The organism is Geodermatophilus sp. URMC 60, from assembly GCF_053502585.1.
Window position 1 is genome coordinate 2240547 of record NZ_CP199958.1, and the last position, 22390, is coordinate 2262936.

General features: G+C 71.1%; 17 protein-coding genes, 1 tRNA gene and 1 pseudogene. 13 read left to right on the forward strand and 6 right to left on the reverse strand.

Annotated elements, in window-relative coordinates; translation table 11 throughout:
• Positions 1 to 23 precede the first annotated feature (23 nt).
• The 9 genes from ACWIX3_RS10845 (at position 24) to ACWIX3_RS10885 (ending at position 13961) form a co-directional block, all read left to right on the forward strand.
• Entirely contained in the window at positions 24 to 722 is a 699-nt protein-coding gene (locus tag ACWIX3_RS10845; RefSeq protein WP_448612083.1) for a phage baseplate assembly protein V, read from the forward strand.
• 17 nt (positions 723 to 739) lie between these two features.
• Complete coding sequence (locus tag ACWIX3_RS10850) at positions 740 to 1051, forward strand: hypothetical protein (protein ID WP_448612084.1); 312 nt, start codon at positions 740 to 742, stop codon at positions 1049 to 1051.
• Positions 1048 to 1428, forward strand: coding sequence for a GPW/gp25 family protein (locus ACWIX3_RS10855; RefSeq protein WP_448612085.1), 381 nt, complete (start codon positions 1048 to 1050; stop codon positions 1426 to 1428). Before ACWIX3_RS10850 ends, ACWIX3_RS10855 begins: the two co-directional genes overlap by 4 nt.
• Positions 1425 to 3938, forward strand: a complete 2514-nt coding sequence (locus ACWIX3_RS10860; protein ID WP_448612086.1) for a hypothetical protein — start codon at positions 1425 to 1427, stop codon at positions 3936 to 3938. Before ACWIX3_RS10855 ends, ACWIX3_RS10860 begins: the two co-directional genes overlap by 4 nt.
• A complete protein-coding gene (locus ACWIX3_RS10865) occupies positions 3938 to 6496 on the forward strand; it encodes a putative baseplate assembly protein (RefSeq protein WP_448612087.1) in 2559 nt (852 codons plus the stop codon). Before ACWIX3_RS10860 ends, ACWIX3_RS10865 begins: the two co-directional genes overlap by 1 nt.
• Positions 6493 to 8703, forward strand: a complete 2211-nt coding sequence (locus ACWIX3_RS10870) for a hypothetical protein (protein ID WP_448612088.1) — start codon at positions 6493 to 6495, stop codon at positions 8701 to 8703. Before ACWIX3_RS10865 ends, ACWIX3_RS10870 begins: the two co-directional genes overlap by 4 nt.
• Before the next feature lie 8 nt (positions 8704 to 8711).
• The gene (locus tag ACWIX3_RS10875) at positions 8712 to 12044 is read left to right on the forward strand and encodes a DUF6519 domain-containing protein (protein ID WP_448612089.1); all 3333 of its coding nucleotides are present in this window, start codon (positions 8712 to 8714) and stop codon (positions 12042 to 12044) included.
• Positions 12045 to 12049: 5 nt separating this feature from the next.
• On the forward strand, positions 12050 to 12760 hold the full coding sequence (locus ACWIX3_RS10880) for a hypothetical protein (protein ID WP_448612090.1): 711 nt from the start codon (positions 12050 to 12052) through the stop codon (positions 12758 to 12760).
• Between the two features lie 769 nt (positions 12761 to 13529).
• Complete coding sequence (locus ACWIX3_RS10885) at positions 13530 to 13961, forward strand: DJ-1/PfpI family protein (RefSeq protein ID WP_448612457.1); 432 nt, start codon at positions 13530 to 13532, stop codon at positions 13959 to 13961.
• A 192-nt stretch (positions 13962 to 14153) separates the two neighbouring features.
• Here the strand turns inward: ACWIX3_RS10885 and ACWIX3_RS10890 are convergent, their stop codons facing one another.
• The 5 genes and pseudogenes from ACWIX3_RS10890 to ACWIX3_RS10910 form a co-directional block, all read right to left on the reverse strand.
• Positions 14154 to 14378, reverse strand: coding sequence for a hypothetical protein (locus ACWIX3_RS10890; RefSeq protein ID WP_448612091.1), 225 nt, complete (start codon positions 14376 to 14378; stop codon positions 14154 to 14156).
• Between the two features lie 460 nt (positions 14379 to 14838).
• Positions 14839 to 16084: pseudogene (locus ACWIX3_RS10895) on the reverse strand (IS256 family transposase).
• Between the two features lie 1320 nt (positions 16085 to 17404).
• A complete protein-coding gene (locus tag ACWIX3_RS10900) occupies positions 17405 to 18301 on the reverse strand; it encodes a type II toxin-antitoxin system VapC family toxin (RefSeq protein ID WP_448612458.1) in 897 nt (298 codons plus the stop codon).
• Positions 18289 to 18525 (reverse strand): hypothetical protein, encoded by a 237-nt coding sequence (locus ACWIX3_RS10905; RefSeq protein ID WP_448612092.1) that lies wholly within the window; start codon positions 18523 to 18525, stop codon positions 18289 to 18291. Before ACWIX3_RS10905 ends, ACWIX3_RS10900 begins: the two co-directional genes overlap by 13 nt.
• A gap of 187 nt (positions 18526 to 18712) precedes the next feature.
• Positions 18713 to 18788: transfer RNA gene (locus ACWIX3_RS10910), tRNA-Lys, on the reverse strand.
• A gap of 178 nt (positions 18789 to 18966) precedes the next feature.
• On the opposite strand from ACWIX3_RS10910, the gene ACWIX3_RS10915 reads away from it, so the two are divergent.
• The 4 genes from ACWIX3_RS10915 (at position 18967) to ACWIX3_RS10930 (ending at position 22103) form a co-directional block, all read left to right on the forward strand.
• Entirely contained in the window at positions 18967 to 20151 is a 1185-nt protein-coding gene (locus tag ACWIX3_RS10915) for a L,D-transpeptidase (RefSeq protein ID WP_448612093.1), read from the forward strand.
• Positions 20152 to 20211: 60 nt separating this feature from the next.
• Complete coding sequence (locus ACWIX3_RS10920; RefSeq protein ID WP_012947629.1) at positions 20212 to 20670, forward strand: hypothetical protein; 459 nt, start codon at positions 20212 to 20214, stop codon at positions 20668 to 20670.
• Between the two features lie 69 nt (positions 20671 to 20739).
• Positions 20740 to 21819 (forward strand): WD40/YVTN/BNR-like repeat-containing protein, encoded by a 1080-nt coding sequence (locus ACWIX3_RS10925; protein WP_448612094.1) that lies wholly within the window; start codon positions 20740 to 20742, stop codon positions 21817 to 21819.
• A gap of 2 nt (positions 21820 to 21821) precedes the next feature.
• Positions 21822 to 22103 carry a MoaD/ThiS family protein gene (locus ACWIX3_RS10930; protein WP_448612095.1) on the forward strand — a complete coding sequence of 94 codons (282 nt, stop codon included), beginning with the start codon at positions 21822 to 21824 and terminating at the stop codon, positions 22101 to 22103.
• A gap of 1 nt (position 22104) precedes the next feature.
• Here ACWIX3_RS10930 and ACWIX3_RS10935 read toward each other — a convergent pair whose 3' ends face one another.
• Positions 22105 to 22350 carry a hypothetical protein gene (locus tag ACWIX3_RS10935; protein WP_448612096.1) on the reverse strand — a complete coding sequence of 82 codons (246 nt, stop codon included), beginning with the start codon at positions 22348 to 22350 and terminating at the stop codon, positions 22105 to 22107.
• Between the last annotated feature and the right edge of the window lie 40 nt (positions 22351 to 22390).

Below are 22390 nucleotides of genomic sequence, written 5' to 3' on the forward strand. Positions count from 1 at the left end.
CGACGAACCGAACGGAGCCGACCGTGTCGGCAACACCGGAGAACGCAGGGCCGCGCACGCGGTTCTACGGCAAGTACCGCGGCATGGTCCGGGACAACGAGGACCCGCTGGCTCTTGCCCGCATCCGCGCCGACGTCCCCGCCGTGCTCGGCGACGTTCCCACCGGCTGGGCGCTGCCCTGCCTGCCCTACACCGGCGACGGGAGCGGGTTCCACGTCATCCCACCCGTCGGCAGCGGCGTCTGGGTCGAGTTCGAAGGCGGTGACCCCGACTACCCGATCTGGACCGGCGGGTGGTGGGGGGAGGGCCAGGTACCCACCGAGGCGACCGGCAAGCCGACGCAGCCGGCGCTGAAGGTCCTGCGCAGCGAGCAGGGCCTGATCGTCGCACTCGACGACGACAACGAGGCCATCACGCTCAGTGATGCCGACGGCAGGAACCTCCTGACCATCGCTGTCGGTGAGGGCCGGGTCGTGGTGCAGGCGTCGACCACGGCGACCGTCGAGGCACCGGCGATCGAACTGGTCGAGAACGCCTCCCATCCGGTGGTCTTCGGCGACTCGCTCCTGCAGTACCTCGGCCAGCTGGTGAGCCTGTTCAACGCCCACCTGCACGTCGGCGAGACGGCGGCGGGTGTGCTGCCCGTGACCCCCGCTCCACCCGTCACCCCGTTCCCGCCCCCCGATCCCGGGTTGCTGTCGACCCGGGTCACCGCCGGCTGATCGATCACGGAGGAGCCATGGGCGACACGCTGCGGGCAGGCACCGGCGCACCCGGGGAGCACAGCCTGGCCACCTATCTGGAGGAGGCATTCGACGAGGTGCGCGTCGACCACGGCCTCCCCGCGCTGCCGGAGGCGGGCCATGACGACCGCGTGCTGCTCTTCCTGGGCATCGCCCGCGGCCTCCTCAAGTACCTCGGGGAGCACTCCGAGGCGTTCGTCATCGAGTCGCACCGGACGGCCGACGACGACCAGGACCACCGGCACGACGAGGACCACGACGGCTACGTCCGCATCCGCGTCGACGACGTGTTCCCGAGCCATCCATGACCCGGGATCTGGACTTCCCGTTCCATGTCGATGGTCGCGGACGGCTGGCGGCCACCGATGCCGACGACCACGTGCGGGACATGATCCAGCAGGTGCTGTTCACCGGTCCCGGTGAGCGGGTCAACCGGCCCGACTTCGGCTGCGGCCTGCTGCAGATGGCGTTCATGCCCAACAGCGGGGCACTCGCCATCGCGACGCAGTTCACCGTGCAGAGCGCGTTGCAGCGCTGGTTGGGCGACGTCGTCAGGATCGAGCGCGTCGACGTCGCCGCCGAGGAGGCGGTGCTCCGGGTGAACGTGGCCTACCGCCGGGTGCTCGACGGCGCGCAGGGCACCGCCGAGTTCCAGCACTCGGTGTCCACGGTCGGGCCGACATGACCAGCCTGATCTGTGGGAACCCGGAGCGTCGGCAGCAGCTGCTCCGCTCCGATCTCGACGGCATCGACGCCATCGAGGTCCCGTTCGATGACCAGACGCACATCCGCGTCTACTTCGTCAAGGGCCCGCCACCGGCGGTCGACGCATCGAACGTGCACGTCGAGGGTGGCGTACGGATCCGCGACATCGACGTGCTCGCCGTCTCGACCGCGACCGACGGCAACGGCGAGGACCACCTGGTGGTGACGGTCGACCGGGCCGGTGATTTCTCGCCGTACCTGCTGCGGATCGACGCACCCGGTGTGCTCGATCCCGTCTACGACCACGGGGAGTTCGGCTTCAAGGTCGGCTGCCCGTCGGACTTCGACTGCCTCGACGGTGCGGTGTGTCCACCCGAGCCGGGCGAGACGCCGGTCATCGATTACATGGCCAAGGACTACGCCAGCTTCCGGCAACTGCTGATCGACCTGATCCCCGCCAAGGTGCCCGAGTGGACCGACCGCCACGAGGCCGACCTGGGCATGACGCTGATCGAGCTGCTGGCCTATGAAGGCGACCACATCAGTTACGCCCAGGACGCCGTAGCCCAGGAGATGCACCTGGAGACCGCGCGGCAGCGCGAATCGGTGGCTCGCCACGTGCGGCTGATCGACTACCGGATGCACCACGGCAGCAACGCCAAGGCCTTCGTGCAGCTGACCGTCCAGACGGCCGGGACCGTTCCCGCAGGGTCGCTCCGCTGCCCTGAGCGCACCGTTCGGTTCCTCACCAGGATCGGTGAGCCGATCGATCCGGCGTCGCCGGTGCCGCCGGGATCGGTGATCGCCCATGAACTCGGGGTCCGCGCGCTGGCGGCGACCGACGCAGCCTTCGAGCCCGTGGACACCACGCACGTCGACCCCGTACTGAACGAGGTCCCGATCCACACCTGGGGGAACACCGACTGCTGCCTCCCCGTCGGGACCACCACCGTGGACCTGGTCGGTGAGGTCCCGCTCAGGTGCGGCGATCTCCTCCTGCTCGAGGAGGTACGCGGTGTCCGCACCGGCCTGCCCCAGGACGCCGACCCCACCCATCGCCAGGTCGTCCGGATCAGCGCACTCGGTGAGCCTGGCACCGACACGCCGCTGCAGGACCCGCTGTACACGCTCGACCCGGACGCGGACGGCGGCGTCGGCCCGCGCGAGGCGACGGACGATCCGCTGCCGGTCACCAGGGTGCACTGGGATCCGCAGGACGCCCTGAGGTTCCCGCTGTGCGTGTCGACGACCGACCTCGCCGACAACCCCGTTCCCGTGGTGGCGGTGGCCCGCGGCAACGTGGTGCTGGTCGACCACGGTGTCACCGCGACCGAGCAGCACGTGCCCGACGAGTCGCGCATCCGCTATTCGCGCATCGGCTACCGGTTTCGCCTGGACGGCGCCCCCCTGACGTTCGGGTTCGGCCGGGACTTCGTAGCCGGCGGCCCTGTCGCGGAGCTGCAGGCACTGTCCCCCCGCGCCGCAGCGCCCCAGGTCGTGGTCATCGACGGGAACGGCGCCGGCTTCACCTGGCTGCCTGAACCGGACCTGCTCGGATCCGATCCCTTCTCCCGCAGCTTCGTCGCCGAACCCGATCACGGCGGACGGGCGCTCATCCGCTTCGGCGACGGCACGTTCGGTCGCCAGCCCTCGTTCCCCGAGCTGCCCGAGGACAGCGAGGAGAGCCGCCTGGTCGTGCACTACCGCGTCGGCAACGGGCGCCAGGGCAACGTCGGCCGGGACACCGTCGTGCACCTGCTCGAAGCCGAGCAGCCGAGTGCCGACGCGCCGGTCGTCCGGGCGGTACGCAACCCGCTGCCCGCATCGGGCGGAGAAGACTACGAATCGATCGACCAGGTCAAGCGCCTCGCCCCCGATGCCTACCGTGCCGAGTCGTACCGCGCCGTCACCGCGGACGACTACGCCCGGGCGGCGGAACTGCTGCCGCTCGTCTCGCACGGGCAGGCGAGCTTCCGCTGGACGGGCTCGTGGCACACGGTCTTCACCACCGTGGACCCCGTCGGCACCGACACACTGTCCCCGGCGACCGAGGCCGTGGTGCGCAACCACCTCAGCCGCTACAAGCTCGCCGGCTACGACCTGGAGATCGACCCGCCGCAGTACGTCGCGCTGGAGATCGGTGTGGTCGTGTGCGCCGCGCTCGACCACTTCCGCGCCGACGTCGGGCGCGCGGTCCGCGACGCGCTCTCGGCCGGGACGCGGCCGGACGGCAGCCGCGGGTTCTTCCACCCCGACAACTTCACGTTCGGCCAGCCGTTGCACCTCAGCAGGGTCTACGCCGCGGTCGAGTCCGTACCGGGTGTCGACTCCGCGGAGGTGGTGACCTTCCAGCGGTACGGCGTCCAGCCGTCGGGGGAGCTCGCCGCCGGCCGGATCGCCGCCGGCCGGCTCGAGGTGCTGCGCCTGGACAACGACCCGAACTTCCCCGAGCACGGCGTTCTGCACCTCGACATGCGGGGAGGCAAGTGATGCACGTCGCCGGGTCGTGCGGTTGCTGCCTGCCGCCGGCCACCGTCACGCCCGAGACGCTGGCCAACCGGCCGGCTCTCGACGAGGTCCGCTACCGGGTCGGCAGCTACCCGACGTTCCGCCAGGCGATGATCGAGCTGGTCGGTGTCCTCGGCGGCCGTCTGACCGCCGAGGCAGGGCTGGCCGCTCGGCCCCTGGAGCGCTGGACGGCACGCGACAGCGACGACTACGGCATCGCGGTCCTCGAGATGTGGGCCACCGTCGCCGACATCCTGACCTTCTACCAGGAGCGGTACGCGAACGAGGCCTGGCTGCGGACCGCACGGCAGCGCAGCTCGGTGCGGCGCCTCGCCGGGCTGCTCGGCTACCGCCCCAAGCCGGGTGTGGCCGCGGCGACGCTCCTCGCGGTCACTGTGGAGGAGGGCGCCGCGCTGACTCTCCCCGCGGGTACGCGGGCGCAGAGCGTCCCGGGCGACGGCGAGAAGCCCCAGCAGTTCGAGACGGACGAGGCCCTCCTCGCCACCAGCAGTCTCAACCGGGTACCCGTCTTCGGCGGCATCCTGCCGGTGACGCCGTTGTCGGCCGGACAGCGGATCGCCACGCTGGTCCCGGGCACACCGGTACCGGCGCCTCGCGATCGGGCGCTGCTGTTCACCGACGGAGGCAGCCGGCTGGAGGAGCGGGCGGTCGACGCGGTCGTCGTGGTCGACGAGCGGCCGGTCCTGCGCTGGTCCCGCGGCCCGGAGCACGACCACGAGCGAGCGTTCCTGCGCCGCCGGGCATTCCGGGTCTTCGGTCACACAGCCCCGGCGTCGTGGCTGGCGGCGTCCCCCGCGACCACTGGCGCGTTCCTCGACTGGACCCAGGAGACCACCGACTACGTCGGCACCGGGCGCAGGATCCACCTCGACGGCGCTGTCGACGGCATCGAGGTCGGCAGCCGTGTCCTCGTCGACGCCGGCGGGATCACGCACCTGCGGACCGTCGAGGCATCCGGGCAGCAGACCCGCACCGTGGGACCGCTGACCGGCCCGGCCACCGAGCTCGTGCTCAACGAGAGCACGGAGCACGACGCTCGCACCACCGTCGTCTACGAGCTGCTCGACGAGCTGGAGTTCCAGGACTGGGAGCTGCCGCGCGACCCGATCCCGTCGGGGACGACCACCATCTTTCTGCCCTACCCCGAGGTGGCGGCGCTGGAGGACGGGCGCGCGCTGGTGCTCGACGACGATGCCCAGAAGCCGCTCCGGACGACCGTCGACGGGGACGCGGAGCCGTACAGCCCCGACGACGAGCCCGAGTTCCTCCAGGTGCGGCTCGCCGATGCCACCACCCGTGACCTGGATCACCGCTCGGCCCACCTGCTCGGCAACGTGGTGCCGGCCAGCCACGGTGCGACGATCCCGGCGGAGACGATCGGCGACGGCGACGCGTCCGTCACGCTGCAGACGTTGCCGCTCGCGAAGCACCCTGTGACGCACGTGAGTGACGCCCTCGCACCCGGAGGCGCGCGCAACACGCTCGAGATCCTGGTCGACGGCGTGCGCTGGCTGGAGCGACCAGGGCTGCACGGCGCCGGACCGCATGACCAGGTCTACGTCACCGAGATCGCCGACGACGCGAGCATGACGGTGGGCTTCGGGGACGGTCGCACCGGCGCACGGCTGCCGACCGGTCGCGCGAACGTGGTGGCGACCTATCGGCAGGGCCTGGGCCGCGAGGGCAACGTGCGTGCCGGGCAGATCACCACCGCGCTCCACCGTCCGGCCGGTCTGGCGGGCGTCGTCAACCCCCTGGCGGCCGACGGCGGTGTGGACCCCCAGACGACGGACGAAGCCAGGCTCAACGCGCCCGACGCCGTCCGCACGTTCGACCGAGCCATCTCGCTGTGCGACTTCGCCGACCTGGCGCGGGAGTTCGCCGGTGTCGCCAAGGCCCTGGCCACCTGGGTCTGGGACGGCGAGGAACGCGTGGCTCACGTCACCGTCGGCGGTGAGGACGGTGCGCCGCTCGGGTCGCTTTCCGAGGTGCGCGCCTATCTCGACCTGCGACGCGACCCGAACCGTGCCCTTCGGCTGGGGGAGTACCGACCGGTGCCCTTCGTCGTCGCGGTCACGATCGAGGCCGAGCCCGATCACCGGAACGACGACGTGACGGCCTCGGTCGCCGAGGCCATCACCGCGTACTTCGACTACGACGCGCGGACCTTCGCGCAAGCCGTGCACTCCAGCGACATCTACGCCGTCATCCATGAGGCGACGGGCGTGGTCTCGGCGGTGATCACCGAGCTGCGGTACAAGGACGCGGCGGACGCGGCGTCCCACCCGCCCCCACCGGCGCCCGTCCTGCACCGCCCCCCGCTGGCGGGCGGTGCAACGACGGTCACGATCCCGACGGTGCTCTTCCCGCGGCCGTCCCTCGTCCCGGCACCCTTGGTGCACGCTCCGATCCTGCCCGCCCGCCACGACCCGGAGACGGCTGCGATCGTGCCGGCGGAACTCGCCGTGCTCGACCCCGCTGACCTCACCGTGGACACCAGCGGAGGTCTGACGTCATGACGGCCATCGGCAGCAACCGCCTCTACCAGCTGCTCCCGGCCCTCCACCGGCTACGCGACATCGACGAGGGCCGTCCGCTCCAGACCCTGCTGCAGGTGATCGCCGAGCAGGCCGAGATCGTCCGCCAGAACGTCGACCGGCTGTGGGACGACTTCTTCATCGACACCTGCCAGGACTGGGTCATCCCGTACCTCGGCGACCTGGTCGCCAACAACCTGCTCCACGACGTCGGCTCGCGACGGCGCGTCGACGTCGCCCGGACCATCTACTACCGGCGACGCAAGGGCACGCTGCCGATGCTCGAGGAGCTGGCCCGCGACGTGACCGGCTGGGGCGCCCATGCGGTCGAGTTCTTCGAGCTGCTCGGCTGGACCCAGCACGTCGACCACATCCGCACGGGAGGTGGATGGCCCGACATCCGCGACATCGACCGCATGGACCGGATCGACGGTCCCTTCGACGAGGTCTCCCACTCGGTCGACATCCGCACACCCCGCACGGTCGAGGGCTGGCACAGCATCCGCACCATCGGCTTCTTCCTGTACCGCCTTCAGAGCTTCCCGGTGCAGGGTGTGGTCCTGACCGACGCCGGTGGCACGGAGCACACGCTGCGACCCCAGCCGCGCCGGGCCGGTCCCGGGCATCTGTTCCACTTCAGCTCACTCGGCGCGCCCACCCCCCTGTTCACCAGGTGGCGCCGGGAGGGCGACGAGACAGGCGTGGCAACCGAGCCGTTCGTGCCCGGTCCCATCCGGCCACTGGCGTTGCACCGGGACCTTCAGCTCCTTCCCGAGAGGCCGCCCGGCGAGTCGGTGTACTACGGCGCGGCGGGGCTCGCAGGCGCCGAGCTCGACGAGTGCGTGACCACGTCCCGGGTGGCACGGTCGGGTGGCAGCCTGGCGGTCTTCGTCGAGGGGGCGGAGGTGGCCGCCGAGCGGGTCGTGTGCAAGGACCTCTCGACGTGGCAGGCGCCGGCCGCCGGATCGGACGCCGTCGCGATCGATGTGCGGCTCGGTCGTCTGGCCTTCGCACCCGACGCCGCTCCCTCCGAGGTCACCGTCGAGTACCACTACGGCTCGGCCGGGGCGATCGGCGGCGGTCCGTACGACCGGCGGCGATCCGAGCCCACCCACTCGCGCTACGCCGGCTGGGGCCCCGACACCGTCGCCGACCCGCGCGGTCTGGGACCCGAACCGATCACGGTCGCCGGCGCCGCCGCCGACTACGGGACAGTGGCCGAGGCGGTCGGCGAGTGGCAGGCGAGCGCCGACATCGGACCGCTTCCCCCGGTCGTGATCCAGATCGCCGACGACCGGACCTATGTGGAGAACCTGACGATCGACGTGACGGCCGCGTCGCGGGTGGTCCTGCAGGCCGCCAACGAGCGGCGGCCGACCCTGGTCGGGACCGTGACGATCTCCGGGGGCAGTTCCGACGCCCGTGTCGCGCTCGATGGCCTCGTGATCGAGGGCCATGTCCTGCTGACCGGGAGCGTCGGCGAGCTACGGCTGTCCCACTGCACGCTGGTGCCGGGCAGGTCACTGGACCACGACGGCCGGCCATCCGAGCCGCGGGCCCCCAGCATCGATGCCGCTAGCAGCAACACCGCGCTGCGCCTGGTTCTCGATGCGTGCATCGTCGGGCCGTTGCGGCTCCCGGCCGAGATGTCCGGCGCGATCATCACGCGGACCGTCGTCGACGGGGTCCGCACGGCGGCGATCGCGGCTACCGGCACCGATGACGGCGCGGCGGCGCGGGCGACGCTGCGCGAGGCGACCGTCATCGGGCCGGTGCATCTGCGCACCCTCGATCTGGCGAGCGATGCGATCTTCACCGCCCCGGTCCGGGTCGAGCGCACGCAGGAGGGCTGCATGCGCTTCAGCTACGTCGTGCCCGGCTCGGTCACTCCCCGGCGTCACCGCTGCCAGCCCGACCTCGCGTTGGGGATCGACGGGCTCAGCGCTCAGGACAGGCAGCGGATCCGCGCCGCGCTGCAGCCCGCGTTCACATCCACCCACTATCCCGATCCGGGGTACGCCCAGCTGGGCCTCAGCTGCCCCGCAGAGATCGCCACCGGCGCGGAGTCCGGCGCGGAGATGGGTGTGTGGTCCTGGCTCCGCAACGTGCAGCGCGAGGCCAACCTGCGGCTGCGCCTCGACGAGTACCTCCCGTTCGGGCTCGATCCGGCACTGATCTACGTGACCTAGGGGCGGCAGTGAAAGGCGACTTCACCAGGTTCAGTCACCAGCCGCCCCGGCAGTACGCCGGCGTGCTGATGCAGCAGGGCCGCGTCACGCTGGACGCCGACTGGAACGAACAGTTCGACATCGACGACCACCGGTGGCGGGCCCAGACCATCGACACGATCGGTCGCGCCTGCGCGCCCGTCGACAACGCAGGCTTCGATCTGACGCCCACGCCCGACGGCAGGGATCTCCTCATCGGGCCAGGGCGGATCTACGTCGACGGCATCCTCGTCGAGTTGCCGGAGGGCACGGCGACCGGTGTGGTATCCGTCGACGGCGCCACGCTGGTCCTGCGGCATCTGACGCCGGACGGCCGGCCGTTCGCCGCGGGCCAGTGGGTCGCGGTCCACAGCGGCAGCGCGGGGGAGCCGGAGCTGCGCACGGTGGCGCGCATCGAGACCGTCGTCACCGAGGCCTCGCAGCTGGTGCTGTCGGAGGACGCCGGCGGGCACGCCGACCGGTCGAGCGTGACGGTGCGTCGGCTGACGACCTACCGCACCCAGCCGCACTTCCCCGCGGATGCCGCCGAACCGTTCGGCGAGAGCTTCGATCCGCAGGCCTGGGTCGGATCCACGCACCTGTTCTATCTGGACGTCTGGCGTCGTCACGTCACCGCGATCGAGGATCCGGCGCTGCGGGAGGTGGCACTCGGCGGGCCGGACACGGCGACGCGCGTGCAGACCGTGTGGGCGTTGCGGATCCTGCGGAACGCCGAGGGCGCCCCCGTCGACGCGAGCGGCATCGGGTGCGCCGACCCGCATCCGGCGTGGCGTGCCCTGACCGCGCCGAGCACCGCGCTCATGTCGGCGCGTGCTGAGGCAGCACCCGACCCCGATGACCCGTGCGCCATCCAGCCCGCGGCGGGGTACCGGGGACTGGAGAACCGGCTGTACCGGATCGAGATCCACGAGCCGGGCCCGCTCGGCACGGCCACCTTCAAGTGGTCACGGGACAACGGCTCGATCCTGAGCACCATCGTCGCGTTCGAGAGCAGCAAGAAGATCCGCGTCCACAGCCTCGGCAAGGACGCGGTGCTGCGGTTCGGCGCCGACGACCGCGTCGAGGTGCTGAGCAACGAGTCCGAGCTGAGTGGCCGGACGGGGACGATGGTGTCGGTCGTCGGTCCGCCCGACGAGGACGAGCGGATCATCACGCTCGACAAGGATGTATCGGTCTACGCAGATCACACCGCGCCGAGAGTGCGGCGCTGGGACCACGGCGGCACCGAGTTGGCAACGGACAGCAACTGGACCGGGCTCGAGGACGGCATCCAGGTGCGGTTCGGCGCCGGCCCCTTCCGGACCGGCGATCACTGGGTCATCCCCGCGCGTGTCGCCACCGGGGATGTCGAGGGATTCGTCGACGCGCCGCGGCGCGGGATCGAGCACCACTTCGCGCGCCTCGCGCTGGTGACGTGGGCAGCTGCCCCCCTGAGCGAGGTCGTGGAGTGCCGCTCGACGTTCTCACCGCTGTGCGGCCTGGTGGCGGGCGGCGATGCCTGCTGCACGGTGAGCGTGGGTGAGGACGGCGACGTCGCGACCTTGCAACAGGCGGTCGATGCCGTGGCCGACACCGTCGGATCCGTCCGCATCTGCGTGCTGCCGGGCGTACACATCCTCCCCGCGCCTGTGGTGATCCGGCGTGGCAGCATCACCGTCTCCGGTTGCGGTCAGCAGTCCCGCGTCATCGCCACAGATGGCCCGGCACTCGTCCTTCGCGATGGGGCCGACGTGCGCGTCGAGCACCTGTGGCTGTTCTCGTCGACAGAGCGCGCGACGGTCGAAGCCGGCGAAGTCACGCGGTTCGACGTCGTGGACTGCCTCGCCGCCAACGTCGGGACCGGTCAGCACCTGGCGCGTGTGGGCGTGATGTCCCCCGATCTCGCAGCTCTCGAGGGCACCGGTTCGGCCCTGTCGGTCGCCCGGGCAACCGACGTCCGGATCCTGGGCTGCACATTGATCGGCACTCCGGCTGCGTCGCTCTCAGGTGCCGGGTTGCGGATCCAGCACAACCGCCTGGCGGCCGGCGGCGTGTGGATCCGCGAGGGCAGCACCCGGACCGACGTCGTCTCGAACGTGATCTCGGGCGGTCGTGGCGCGGGGGTGCTGCTGGGCGGCCTGGCCGACGGTGAGAAACCCAGCGGCCTCATCGACGGTGTCACCGCGACCGCGATCACCGGCAACCGCATCGAGGGGATGTCGCGGGAGGGCATCAGCGCACCGCTCGAGGAGGAGCGACTCAGTGGAGAGATCGAGGAACTGCGAATTGCCGGGAACGACATCCGCAAGTGCGGCGGCGCACCGCTCGGCGACGGGATGGCCATCGGGGGCGGTATCTATCTGCGGGACGGCACCGGTATCCGACTGATCGACAATCACGTGGAGGACAACGGACCCCCCCAGGACGCGAACGCGCGGTTCGTGATGGGCTTCGGGATCAGCTTGGTCACCTGCCAGGACGTGGCCATCCGGGGTAACACGGTCGTGCACAACGGGCCCACGAGCACCGTCCAGGACGAACGCGTCGTCCTCAACCTCGGCATCTCGGCATTGGCGGTGACCGGTGTGGGCGGAGGAGGCGGGCCCCTCGCACCCCTGCAGGTCGGCGCCCCCGCCGTGGTGATCCACGACAACGTCGTGGTGACGCCCGGTGGGCCGGCCGTCATCGCCTACGGCGCCGGGCAGATGTCGATCAAGGACAACACCCTCGTCTCCCAGCTGGTCGGGTCCAGCGGGTTCCGGATCGGCCGTACGGTGCTGGTCTGCAACATCAGCGTCTCGCCGGATTTTGCGGTGATGCCGGCGCTCGATGGCCGCGAGTCGCAGTCACGTGCGCTGCACGGCGCGGTCCAGCTCGACGACAACCAGATCACGACGCAGTCCGTCGCATCGGGCCTCGGACCGTCCGATGCGGTCGACCCCGATTCCGTCCCACCGGCGGACCTGATGCTGGGGTCGGCCGTGCTGGCCTTCACCTATGACGCCTTGTCGATCGGGTGCAACCACGTACTCAACGAGGAGTATCCGCCGGGGGTCGCCCAGCAGACGATCCGCTCCAGCATCTGGGCCCTCGGGGGCACCCTGCAGACGACCGACAACCGGGTGACCGAGTTCCGCCGGACGGCGTTGCTCTCGTACTACGGCATCGCCATCGCCCAGGTCGTGACGGGCAACGTGACCACCCACTGCATCCGCGTGGACGATCCGACGGGGGCCAGTGTCGAGCACGGCAACATCGCGGCGTTCTGCGCTCGATCCGACGCCATCACCGTCGGCCGGCACCACACGATCATCGGAAGGTGAGTGCTGTGGCGGACATCATGCTGGTGGACCTGCTCCGCAGGTTCCAGGACGAGGTCACCGCGCACCTCGCCGACGACGACCCGGCGCTCATGCAGACGTTCGGGCGCCTGACCGCCACCCGCGCCAACCGCCTGGCCGCGACGCGGCGCCGCCTCGAGGCCGAGCTCGGCCCCGAGCATCCGCGAGTGCTCGCCCTGGAGGAACGCCGTGCGTACCTCGTACGGCTGGCGGAGGAGGTCGACGAGGTCGCCCGCCGACGCGTGGGCGCACACACTCCACGGCCGCAGGAATGGCTCGTGCAGGGCCGGGTCGTCGATGCGCGCGGCGCAGCCGTACCCGACCTGCGCATCCGCTTCGTGACTCGTGGGAGCGACCTGGAACTCCCGGACCACCCCGTCACCGATCGACGCGGTGAGTTCACCACGACGTACCACATCAGCGACTTCGGGGATCCCGGGAATTCGCAACTGCAGGTCGACATCGTGGTCGCGACCGCCCGGGGACAGGTCCTGTTGACCTCTGACACGCCACTGCACCCAGCGGTCGGGCAGAGCGATGTCGTCGAGATCGTGCTGGCGCACCGCCCGCGAGATGACGGCACGGAGCGGGAGCGCTGCGCGGCGACGACGGCGAAGGGTGACCCCTGCCGCAACCTCGCCGGATCGGGCAGCCGCTTCTGTCGGCTCCATCGCGGAGATCGGGAGCCGCGAGCATGATCCGGTCACGGCGAGGGCGTGACCGGGCCCAGGTCATCCCCTCCGTGACCACGGAGGCCGGCGTCGATCTGCGGTGAACCGCCGCCCGGGCGAAGCGGTCATCGAGTCAACGCCGCCGGTGCACAGGCTCCGTCTGCGCCGGAAGGCAGCCCGGGTGGGCGAAGTCACGAATCAGCCGTCGCGGGACGCTCGGCCAACCGGGCCGCACGATGTGGCCCAACGGGCTGGACGCGGAGTTCCGCGGACTGTTTGCAGACAGCTCGCCGCCTCCCAGCTGAGGTGATCTCGACCTGCAGGGCAGAGCCGCAGGCCAGCCACTTGCTGCGTGGTGCGCCGTCAGGGACTCGAACCCCGAGCCCGCTGATCAAAAGCCGCTATTGAGCGCCATTCCGCCTCCATTGCGGACTGCGCGCCCCTGCTGCTCAGGGGGCTGTTGCGCGCCGCTGACCTGGGGCAACGTCGGCGCCGAGGTGATGACGATAATGTTGATGGTGGTTGGCCGACGTCGGCCGGAGATGGTTGGAAACGGCTCTGCTGCGGACTCCCTGCGGACAGCTGCACTTGTCGGTTCCGCTGGCGGCCGCGATCGGCGGGCGCCGGCGGCGCGCGTCTGCGGCAGCGTCGCCGGGGCCTGACGGTGGCAGCATCGCCCGCCGGCCCCAACGGGCAGTGGCGGTCCCGCTACCGCGACGCGGCGGGCAAGGAGCACGCGCGGCACTTCGAGAAGAAGGCCGACGCGCAGGCGTGGCTGGACTCGGTCACCACCTCGGTGCTCACCGGCGCTTACGTCGACCCCAAGCGGACCCGGGTCACCCGGCCGAGTGGGCCGGCCAGTGGCTGGAGAGCAAGGTCGACCTCAAGCCGACGACCTACCGCTGCTACGAGGTCTCGCTGCGGGTGCACGGCCGGTGCCACCTGGCTCGATCAGGAGATCGTCCGGGACGGGAACCTCACCACCAGTAGAGGGCCCCAGGATATGGCGGCCTTCGTCCCCGCGATGCTGGCTGCCTTCGCCAGGACCGCGCCGGAGCCGTCCCCGACAGCGCCGGGGCAGGCATCCGATCCGCAGCGCACCGCACCCCCCGGCATGGCCGTCGCCGCGCTGCGATGGTCGCCCAAGCCGTCGGTCACGGCCGTGGTGGGCGGCGGCTTGGTCGCTGCCGCGTGGCGAGCTCTGCGTGACCCGGCTGCGCCGAGCTGAAGGCTTGGCCGCTGACCGTCACCGCTGACGTCGTCAGCGGTGACGGTGGCTGTGTGCGGTGGCGAAGGCAGCATCGCCAGTGCACGTTGTCAAAGCCCCCGACTCCCACACTGTCGGCCCCGACGGGTAGGTCAGCACCACTGTTACTGGGGGCCGAGCGTGGCCGCTACTGCCGCGACCGCGAAACCCCATCTATATCGATGAGTCCGTCTGCATCGGACCGTGGAGCCGGTAACCGACGACCTCGCTGGCGAGAATCACGGCGTTCTCGCCGAGCGTGAGGTGCTTGAAGCCGATGGCATCGGGGGACGCCCAGGCCTCGTGTAGGGCGTTCGCGAACATGTGGTCCTGGCCGTCCTCCAGCACTAGGTCAATGGTGTGCCCACTGCGGACGAAGACTTCGACGCGGGACGTCATCGCAAGAGCGTAGGACTCAGCGTGGGGCTTGGAGGAACAGATAGAGCTGAGCCACGACCGTTCGGGTGCGGCGCCCCGCAGCCCGCGGCGACCGACGGGTCACGCTCGCTGCTCCGCGGCAGTGTGTGGCTCAGTGGTCGACCGGCCAGCGCTGGGCAACCCGCCGCCTCGCTGTGACGCGGTGAGAGCAGCCGGCGCCGCGCCCATCTACGCGGAGCAGCCCCGTACTTCCGCAAGCGGGACCGGGACGGCGATGGGGTCCCTTTCGAGTAGCGCTCGCGAGCTCTGGCTCAGCCCCTGGCGCGGGGGTGCCCGCGTCTCCGCTCGCGCGTCAGCCTGCCGTGGCCTGTTCAGTCGACGGGGCCAGCGTCTCGCGTGTTCACCTCGGCTTGGTACTCCCACCACACGGTCAAGTCCGCTGGCGTGGTGTGTGGCGGCTACCGCGTGATCTTCGGTCTGGTCAGGCGCTGAGCGCCGGAATGGTCACCTCCTCGGTGGTCTTGTCGGTGTCGTCGACCGGCCGCAGTCGGCAGCGGGCGAGGACGTCGAGGCCGAGGTAGCGGCGGCCTTCGGTCCATTCGTCGTGCTGCTCGGCGAGCACCGCGTCGACCAGGCGGATGAGCGCGTCGCGGTCGGGAAAGATGCCGACGACGTCGGTGCGCCGGCGGATCTCCCGGTTGAGCCGCTCGTTGGGGTTGTTGGACCAAGATCTGCCGCCAGACCTCCTTCGGGAAGCCGGTGAAGGCCATCACGTCGGCCCGGGCGGCCTCCAGATACTCGGCCACCTTCGGGAGCTTGTCGGTCAGGGCAGCCATGACGTGGTCGAACTGGGCGTGCACGGAGGCGGCGTCGGGCTGCTCGTAGACCGAGTGCGGCAGCGCCCGCACCCAGGTCCAGGCGTTCTTCGGGGTCACCGCCATCAAGTTCGCGGCGTAGTGGGTGCGGCAGCGCTGCCAGGCCGCACCCGGCAGGGTGGCGCCGATGGCGTCGACCAGCCCGCGGTGGGCGTCGCTGGTGACCAGCTGGACTCCGGTCAGGCCGCGGGCGGTCAGGCCTCGGAAGAAGGCCAGCCAGCCGGCGCCGTCCTCGGCGGAGGTGACCTGCAGGCCGAGGATCTCTCGGTGCCCGTCGGCGTTCACGCCGGTCGCGACCAGGGCATGCACATTCACCACCCGGCCGCCCTCGCGGACCTTGAGGACCAGGGCGTCGGCGGCCACGAACGTGTACGACCCGGCGTCCAGCGGTCGGTGCCGGAACGCCGCCACCTGCTCCTCGAGGTCGCGGGCCATCTCGCTGACCTGCGACTTGCTCAGCCGGGTGATCCCGAGGGACTCCACGAGCTTCTCCATCCGCCGGGTGCTCACCCCGAGCAGGTAGCAGGTCGCGACCACCGTGGTCAGCGCCCGTTCTGCCCGGCGGCGGCGCTCGAGCAGCCAGTCGGGGAAGTAGGAGCCGGTGCGCAGCTTGGGAATCGCGACATCGAGGGTGCCGGCGCGGGTGTCGAACTCCCGGGACCGGTAGCCGCTGCGGACGTTGATGCGCTCGGCGGAGCGGGCGCCGTACTCGGCGCCGCCGACCGCGTCGGCCTCGGCCGACATGAGCGTGTCGATGAACGTGGTCAGCATCTGCCGGAGCAGCTCCGGGCTGGCCTGGGCCAGCTGCTCGTGCAGGAAGTGGGCAGGGTCGATACTGCTCGGTGCGGTCATCGCGTCGAACTCCTGAAGGACTGTGAGAGGTCTCCAGAAGATCACGCGGTGGCCGCCTCGACATTCAGGGCCGGCTACTCACCGGGCCGTCGCACACCACCCTGGTGGACGCCACTCACCACACCCAGCCGGTGGCGTCGGTAACCTCCGCCCGCCGAGGGGCCGCAGCTTGGCCCAGTCCGGCAGCTCGCCGGTGCCCAGTTGGAGCTGCAGCTGCGCGCAAAGTCCCGCCATCGCCTGCTCCGGGTGCGGGTACGGCAGCGCGCTGGTGGCCGTGTACGTCCGGAACACGACGGTGATCGTCCTCGCCACCTGCTGGCCTGATCGGTCAGCGGACACAGGTGTCACCCAGCGGGATGACCGCGGTGGCGCGCTACTCGCAGACGGGGAGGCCGTCCGGGCCCCAGTCTTCCGGAGGAGCAGTTCACTTGGCACCCGGCGGCCTGGTGCGTCCGGCCGACAACATATTCAGGGAGAGCCGACCGGTGGTGCAGCCGCTGGCGGCTGACAAAGGCTCAGTCACCGATAGAGCACCTTGCCCCCGCAGTGGGAGCAGTACCCGGATGAGGCAGTTGCTATTTGGCTCCCGCAACTACAGCAGTAGGGTTCTGTGTTGTCCTGAGCATTTCCTGAGCGTGCCACGCCGCACACGGAGCAGTACTTGGACGTTACGGTCGAATATTCTTCGCCGCAGTCGGGGCAGTAACCGGGTCGAAGCGCAGTCGAGGTATACGGACGATCGGTTCCGGGCTTGCCACATTGAGGACAGAATCTTGTGAAGCCTGATTTGTTTCCGCACTGGTCACAGTATGTGTGCCGTATCTCTCCCATGATGCATGGTAGCTGGACCGTCAAGAATCAGGACCCGTGGTGGTTCCTCCCCGTCAGAGCACGCTGGCGGTTTGTGCTCTGTGACATCCATTTTTCGCCAGGCCTGCGATGGAAGCACTTTCGTGCGGCGTTTTACTCCAAGATGTCAGGCCACCGTCGGCCACGCCGACCTGCGCACGACTACCCCGCTCTCTCGTGATCTTGCTGAGGTCGGTCATTGAGCGGGTCGTGACCGCCGCGGCGGTGATTTGGGTTCGGGTGGGACAGATCGCCCCGTAGCGTCGGGGTCCAGTAGGGTCCGCGATGCGGCTCCAGCCGGACCACGGTCAGGACACAGCCAGCCCCGTCCGCGTCGTCGACGCATGCCGTGTCGGACCGCGTCATCGGCCCGTAGGCGCACCCTTTGCCGGCGTCCGCGTCATTCGCTCAGCCGGCGCGGTGGGGCTGGCGCGCCTTGGTTGACAACCGGGGAGGGCGACGGCATTGCATTCAGGATTCCCCGCCCATCTCCGCATCGTCCAATTCCTGCTGCCGATGCCGGTCCTCCTCGATGTCGGCGCGCTCCTCCGACCTCTTGGCGAGGGCCTCCTCCGAGGTCCGCTTCGTCGCGGCCTGATGCTCGGTCCAGGCGTCGGGGTGTTGCTGCTCAGTGCTCATGGTGGGGTGCCCTTTCGGAAAAGGGGGGCATCCTCCGAGACAGGGATCCGTCGGGGCCCTATTGCTGGGGCCGGTGAGGACGGCGACTCTCGACGGGCCGACGATCCGACTTTGCCCTGTTCGGGTCAAGAAGACTGACAGGTCAGCTCGGATCGTGAGGCGCGGCTGCGTGGGAACATAAGCATGAACGACGGTGACCTTGCGAGTGTGACTGGAGTAGGGGTCGCACGAGGCCAGCAGGTCGAGCGCCGATGCGCCTAGCTGCATATCTGCGCCTGGCCCTGAGGACATTGGCGTCACAGCTGGAAGTCGCTGAGTGCGGTCAGCCTGCGCCACGCGTGTGCCGGGGCGGACGACGGAGAAGTCCCGGTGGTCGAGCGTGGCAACTTCGTGCAGCCCGAGCCGTTCGGTGAGCGCGACGACCGAGGCGTCCACCGTGCCCAGCGGCAGGTCGGCGTAGCGCTCGACCAGCTCGGCGATGCGGTCGAGGTCCGGCTCGAGGTCGTCCACCAGCCGGAAGCGGCCGGCCCGGACGTCGGCGAGGAAGGCCAGTCTCGCCTGCGTGCCGCGCCGTCGTTCCAGCAACAGGCACACCTCGGTGACGACCGTGGCGGGGAGCAGCAGGGGACCAGGATGGGTCTCCAGGAAGTCCCGGCAGCGCTCATGGTGGTCGTCGCGGTCGTCGACCAGCGCGACCGGACCGGTGTCGACGACGATCAGGCGCTGGATGCGTCGCGCCCGCCGACGGCGTCAGGGTCGCCGTCGCTGCGCAGGACGTCCTCCGACCGCTCGGCCAGGTCGTGCTCGGCCGACAGGGTGCCGGTGCTGGCGAAGCGACGCCGCTCCGTCGGGTCGGTGTCCGCGAGGCCGGCCCGGAGCAGCTGTTCGACCGCCGGCAGGCGCGCCGCGGGCAGTGCGTCCACCAAGCGGTGGATGTCCTCGCGGCTGGTCATGAGGCCGAGTGTGGCGGAGCCGGCGGCCTCCACCGCCGCGCCGTGGGTCCGGATCGGCGTGGCCGCGCAGGTCGTTCCAACACCGCTGATCGCGCACTTCTGCGGACTGTTTGCGGACAGCTGGCCGGCCCGACGCCTCGATGATCTTGCGGTGGTAGGCGAACCCGCTGGTCAGCGGCTTGCCGTGTGGTGCGCCATCAGGGACTCGAACCCCGAACCCGCTGATTAAGAGTCAGCTGCTCTGCCAATTGAGCTAATGGCGCGTGTCCTCCGGCTGCGCCGGGCGACAGAAGGGAACGATACCAGCGCCCCGGAGCGCGCCGACGGGGTGGTCCCGCAGCGCAACGGACGAAACCGTTCCGACTCGGCAGTGGACACTGGTTGGTCGGTGCAAGCTGTCGTTCCCGGGGAGCGACTGTCCAGGACGCGGAGGGGATCGCGATGCGGAGGACGTCTGCGCTGGTCACGGCGACGGCGTTGGTCCTGCTCGCCGGCTGCCAGGGTGGCGGCGGCGACAGCGCGGCCGCGGCGGCGGTGGCGCCGACCACCGCCGAGGCGCGCCCGGTCGTGGTCGAGGTCTCGCCTGCCGATGGCGCGGTCGACGTCTCGCCCACGGTCCCGCTGGAGATCTCCGTCACCGACGGCGAGCTGACCGGCGTGCGCGTCGTCGACGGCGCCGGGGCCGAGGTCCCGGGCTCGGTGGCCGACTCGCCCGGGGACGCGGCCGTCGACGTCTGGACGCCGGAGACCCCGCTCGACTACGGCACCGAGTACACGCTGACCGCCGCCGCAGCGGGGGAGGGCACCGAGCCCGCCGAGGCCGCGACCACCTTCACCACGGTCACCCCGCGGACGCAGCTGACGCCGTCCATCGGCCCGCTCGACGGCCAGACGGTCGGCGTGGGCATGCCGATCCGCGTCTACTTCGACCAGCCGGTCACCGACAAGGCGGCCGTCGAGCGCGGTCTGGAGGTGACCAGCTCGACCCCGACCGACGGCGCCTGGAACTGGTTCAGCGACACCGAGGTGCACTACCGCCCGTCGCAGTACTGGCCGGCCGACACCGACGTCACCCTCGACGCCGACCTCTACGGCGTGGACTTCGGCAACGGCGTCTGGGGCGAGACCGACCGCACGGTCTCCTTCTCGATCGGCGCGCGGCACGTGTCGATCGCCGACGCGGACACCCACCAGATGGAGGTCTACGACGGCGACCAGCTGGTGAAGACCTTCCCGATCAGCGCCGGCAGCCCCGACAACCCGAGCTACAACGGCGCGCACGTGGTCACCGAGCTGAACCGGGACCGGGTCATGGACTCCAGCACCTACGGCGTCCCGGTCGACAGCCCCGACGGCTACCGCACGCCGGTCGAGTACGCCGTCCGCATCTCCGACAGCGGCGAGTTCGTGCACGCCGCGCCGTGGTCGGTGGCCCAGCAGGGCCGGGAGAACGTCTCCCACGGCTGCATCAACCTCTCCACCGAGAACGCCCGCTGGTTCTTCCAGTTCTCCCAGCCTGGCGACATCGTGGAGATCCGGGGCTCCGACGCCGGCACGCTGCGCTCGGACGTCTACGACTGGACCATCCCCTGGGCCGAGTGGCAGGCCGGCAGCGCGCTCACCTGAGCGTTTCCCCGCGTCACGCCCGGGGAATGATCACCCGGTCCCCGAGTCGAGGAGAGTGCCGTGGACACCTGGGTGATCGTGCTGATCGTCGTGGTCGTGGTGGCGTTGCTGGCCGTGCTCGCCCTGACGATGGCCAAGCGCAACCGCATCAACGGGGCCCGCAAGCGGGAGCAGGCCCGCGACCACCTGCGCGAGGCGGAGCTCCGCGCGGCACAGGCGGAGAAGGAGCAGGCGGCCGCCGAGGAGCAGGCAGCCCGCGCCCGGCGGGAGCGCGCCGAGGTCGAGGAGCGCACCCGGCTGGCCGAGCAGGAGGCGCAGGAGCGCGCGAGCCGGGCGGGTGAGCACGCCTCGGCAGCCGAGCAGCTGCGCGCCAAGGCCGAGAAGCTGGCCCCGGGCCTGGCCGACCAGCACGGCCGGCACTCCGACGGCCGCGCGCCGCAAGCCGCCGACGACCGGACGCAGACGTACCAGCAGGCCACCGACCCGGACCAGCCGAGCGGCGGCGCCACCCGCCGCTGAGTTCCGGCCCCTCGGACGGTCTGACGTCCGAGGGGCCGACCGAGGCCCCGCCGATCCCGGGGGGGCGCCATGACCGACCTGCTCGCCATCGGCACGCGCAAGGGTCTGTGGCTGGCCCGCAGCGACGACGGCCGCCGCACCTGGACGCTGGGGGAACCGCACCTGCTCGCGCAGGAGGTCGCCGCGGTCTCCATCGACACCCGCGGCCCGGCGCCACGGGTGCTCGCGGGCATCCAGTACGGCCACTGGGGCCCGACGGTCATGTGGTCCGACGACCTCGGCGCGAGCTGGCAGGAGACCGGGACCGGCGCCATCCGCTTCCCGGAGGACACCGGCGCGGCGCTCGCCCGCGTCTGGCAGCTCCGCCCCGACGGCGCCGACCGGCCCGACGTCGTCTGGGCCGGCTGCGAACCGCACTCGCTGTGGCGCAGCACCGACGGCGGCCGCAGCTTCGACCTGGTCCGCGGGCTGTGGGACCACCCGCACCGGCCGACCTGGGAACCCGGGGGCGGGGGAGCAGCGGTGCACACCGTGCTGCCCGACCCCGCCTCGGACCGGGTGACCGTCGCGATGAGCACCGGCGGCGTCTACGTCAGCGAGGACCGCGGCTCGAGGTGGGAGCCGCGCAACTCCGGCATCAGCGCCGTCTTCCTGCCCGAGCCCGCGCCCGAGTACGGCCAGTGCGTGCACAAGGTCGCCGTCGACGCGGCCGGTCCGGACCGCATGTACGCGCAGAACCACTTCGGCGTCTTCCGCACCGACGACGCGGGCAGGTCCTGGACGTCGATCGCCGCGGGCCTGCCCGCCGACTTCGGGTTTCCGGTCGTCGCCTCGCCGTCCACCCCCGGCACCGCGTGGGTGGTGCCGCTGGTCGCCGACGTGCAGCGGGTGCCGCCCGAGGGCCGGCTGCAGGTGCACCGCACCCGCGACGCGGGCGGGACGTGGACCGCGCTGACCACCGGCCTGCCCGGTGCCTGTTGGGCAGCCGTGGTGCGCGACGCATTCTGCGCCGACGAGGCCGAACCGACGGGGCTCTACCTGGGCACCCGCGACGGCTGCGTCTACGTCAGCGCCGACGAGGGGGACACCTTCACCATGGTCGCCGACCACCTGCCCGACGTGCTCGTCGTCTGCGCCGCGCGGATCTGACCGTGGGCGTCGAGGTGGTGCTGCCCGGTGTCCTGGCCGATCTCGCCGGCGGCACGAGGCACCTGCAGGTCGAGCCCGGGGGCGGCACGCTCGCCGACCTGCTGGACACGCTGGCCGTCGTCCACCCCGCGCTGGCCCGCCGGATCCGGGACGAGGCCGGTGCGCTGCGGCGCTTCGTGAACGTCTACGTGGACGGCGACGACGTGCGGTACACCGGCGGGCTGAGCGCGCCGGTGACCGACGGCACCGTCGTCCAGGTGCTGCCGTCGGTGGCCGGCGGGTGACTCAGAGGACGGCGAGCTCGGCGCACTCCGCGCACAGCTGCGCGCTCTCGTAGTCCGCCGGCGGCCACACGGTCTGCTCGTCCACCGCCACGTAGGCGCCGCACAGCGCCTTGCGGCTGCGGCCGTTGACCTTGCCGATGGTCGCGTGCGCCGGCCCGATCTGCCGCGGGACGAGGCCCTCCGCGCTGCCCACCGAGCCGACCATCACGACGGCGTGAGCGGTCCCGTAGGAGTAGGCGAGAGTCATGGCCCCAGGGTCACCAGCGGGAGCCGGACCGGGCCAGCAC

Bases quoted from the DNA above. Each gene is read 5' to 3' on its own strand.
- ACWIX3_RS10935 (WP_448612096.1), bottom strand. From the start codon at position 22,350: ATGACTCTCGCCTACTCCTACGGGACCGCTCACGCCGTCGTGATGGTC.
- ACWIX3_RS10870 (WP_448612088.1), top strand. From the start codon at position 6,493: ATGACGGCCATCGGCAGCAACCGCCTCTACCAGCTGCTCCCGGCCCTC.
- ACWIX3_RS10855 (WP_448612085.1), top strand. From the start codon at position 1,048: ATGACCCGGGATCTGGACTTCCCGTTCCATGTCGATGGTCGCGGACGG.
- ACWIX3_RS10890 (WP_448612091.1), bottom strand. From the start codon at position 14,378: ATGACGTCCCGCGTCGAAGTCTTCGTCCGCAGTGGGCACACCATTGAC.
- ACWIX3_RS10905 (WP_448612092.1), bottom strand. From the start codon at position 18,525: ATGACCAGCCGCGAGGACATCCACCGCTTGGTGGACGCACTGCCCGCG.
- ACWIX3_RS10925 (WP_448612094.1), top strand. From the start codon at position 20,740: ATGACCGACCTGCTCGCCATCGGCACGCGCAAGGGTCTGTGGCTGGCC.
- ACWIX3_RS10865 (WP_448612087.1), top strand. From the start codon at position 3,938: ATGCACGTCGCCGGGTCGTGCGGTTGCTGCCTGCCGCCGGCCACCGTC.
- ACWIX3_RS10860 (WP_448612086.1), top strand. From the start codon at position 1,425: ATGACCAGCCTGATCTGTGGGAACCCGGAGCGTCGGCAGCAGCTGCTC.
- ACWIX3_RS10850 (WP_448612084.1), top strand. From the start codon at position 740: ATGGGCGACACGCTGCGGGCAGGCACCGGCGCACCCGGGGAGCACAGC.
- ACWIX3_RS10915 (WP_448612093.1), top strand. From the start codon at position 18,967: ATGCGGAGGACGTCTGCGCTGGTCACGGCGACGGCGTTGGTCCTGCTC.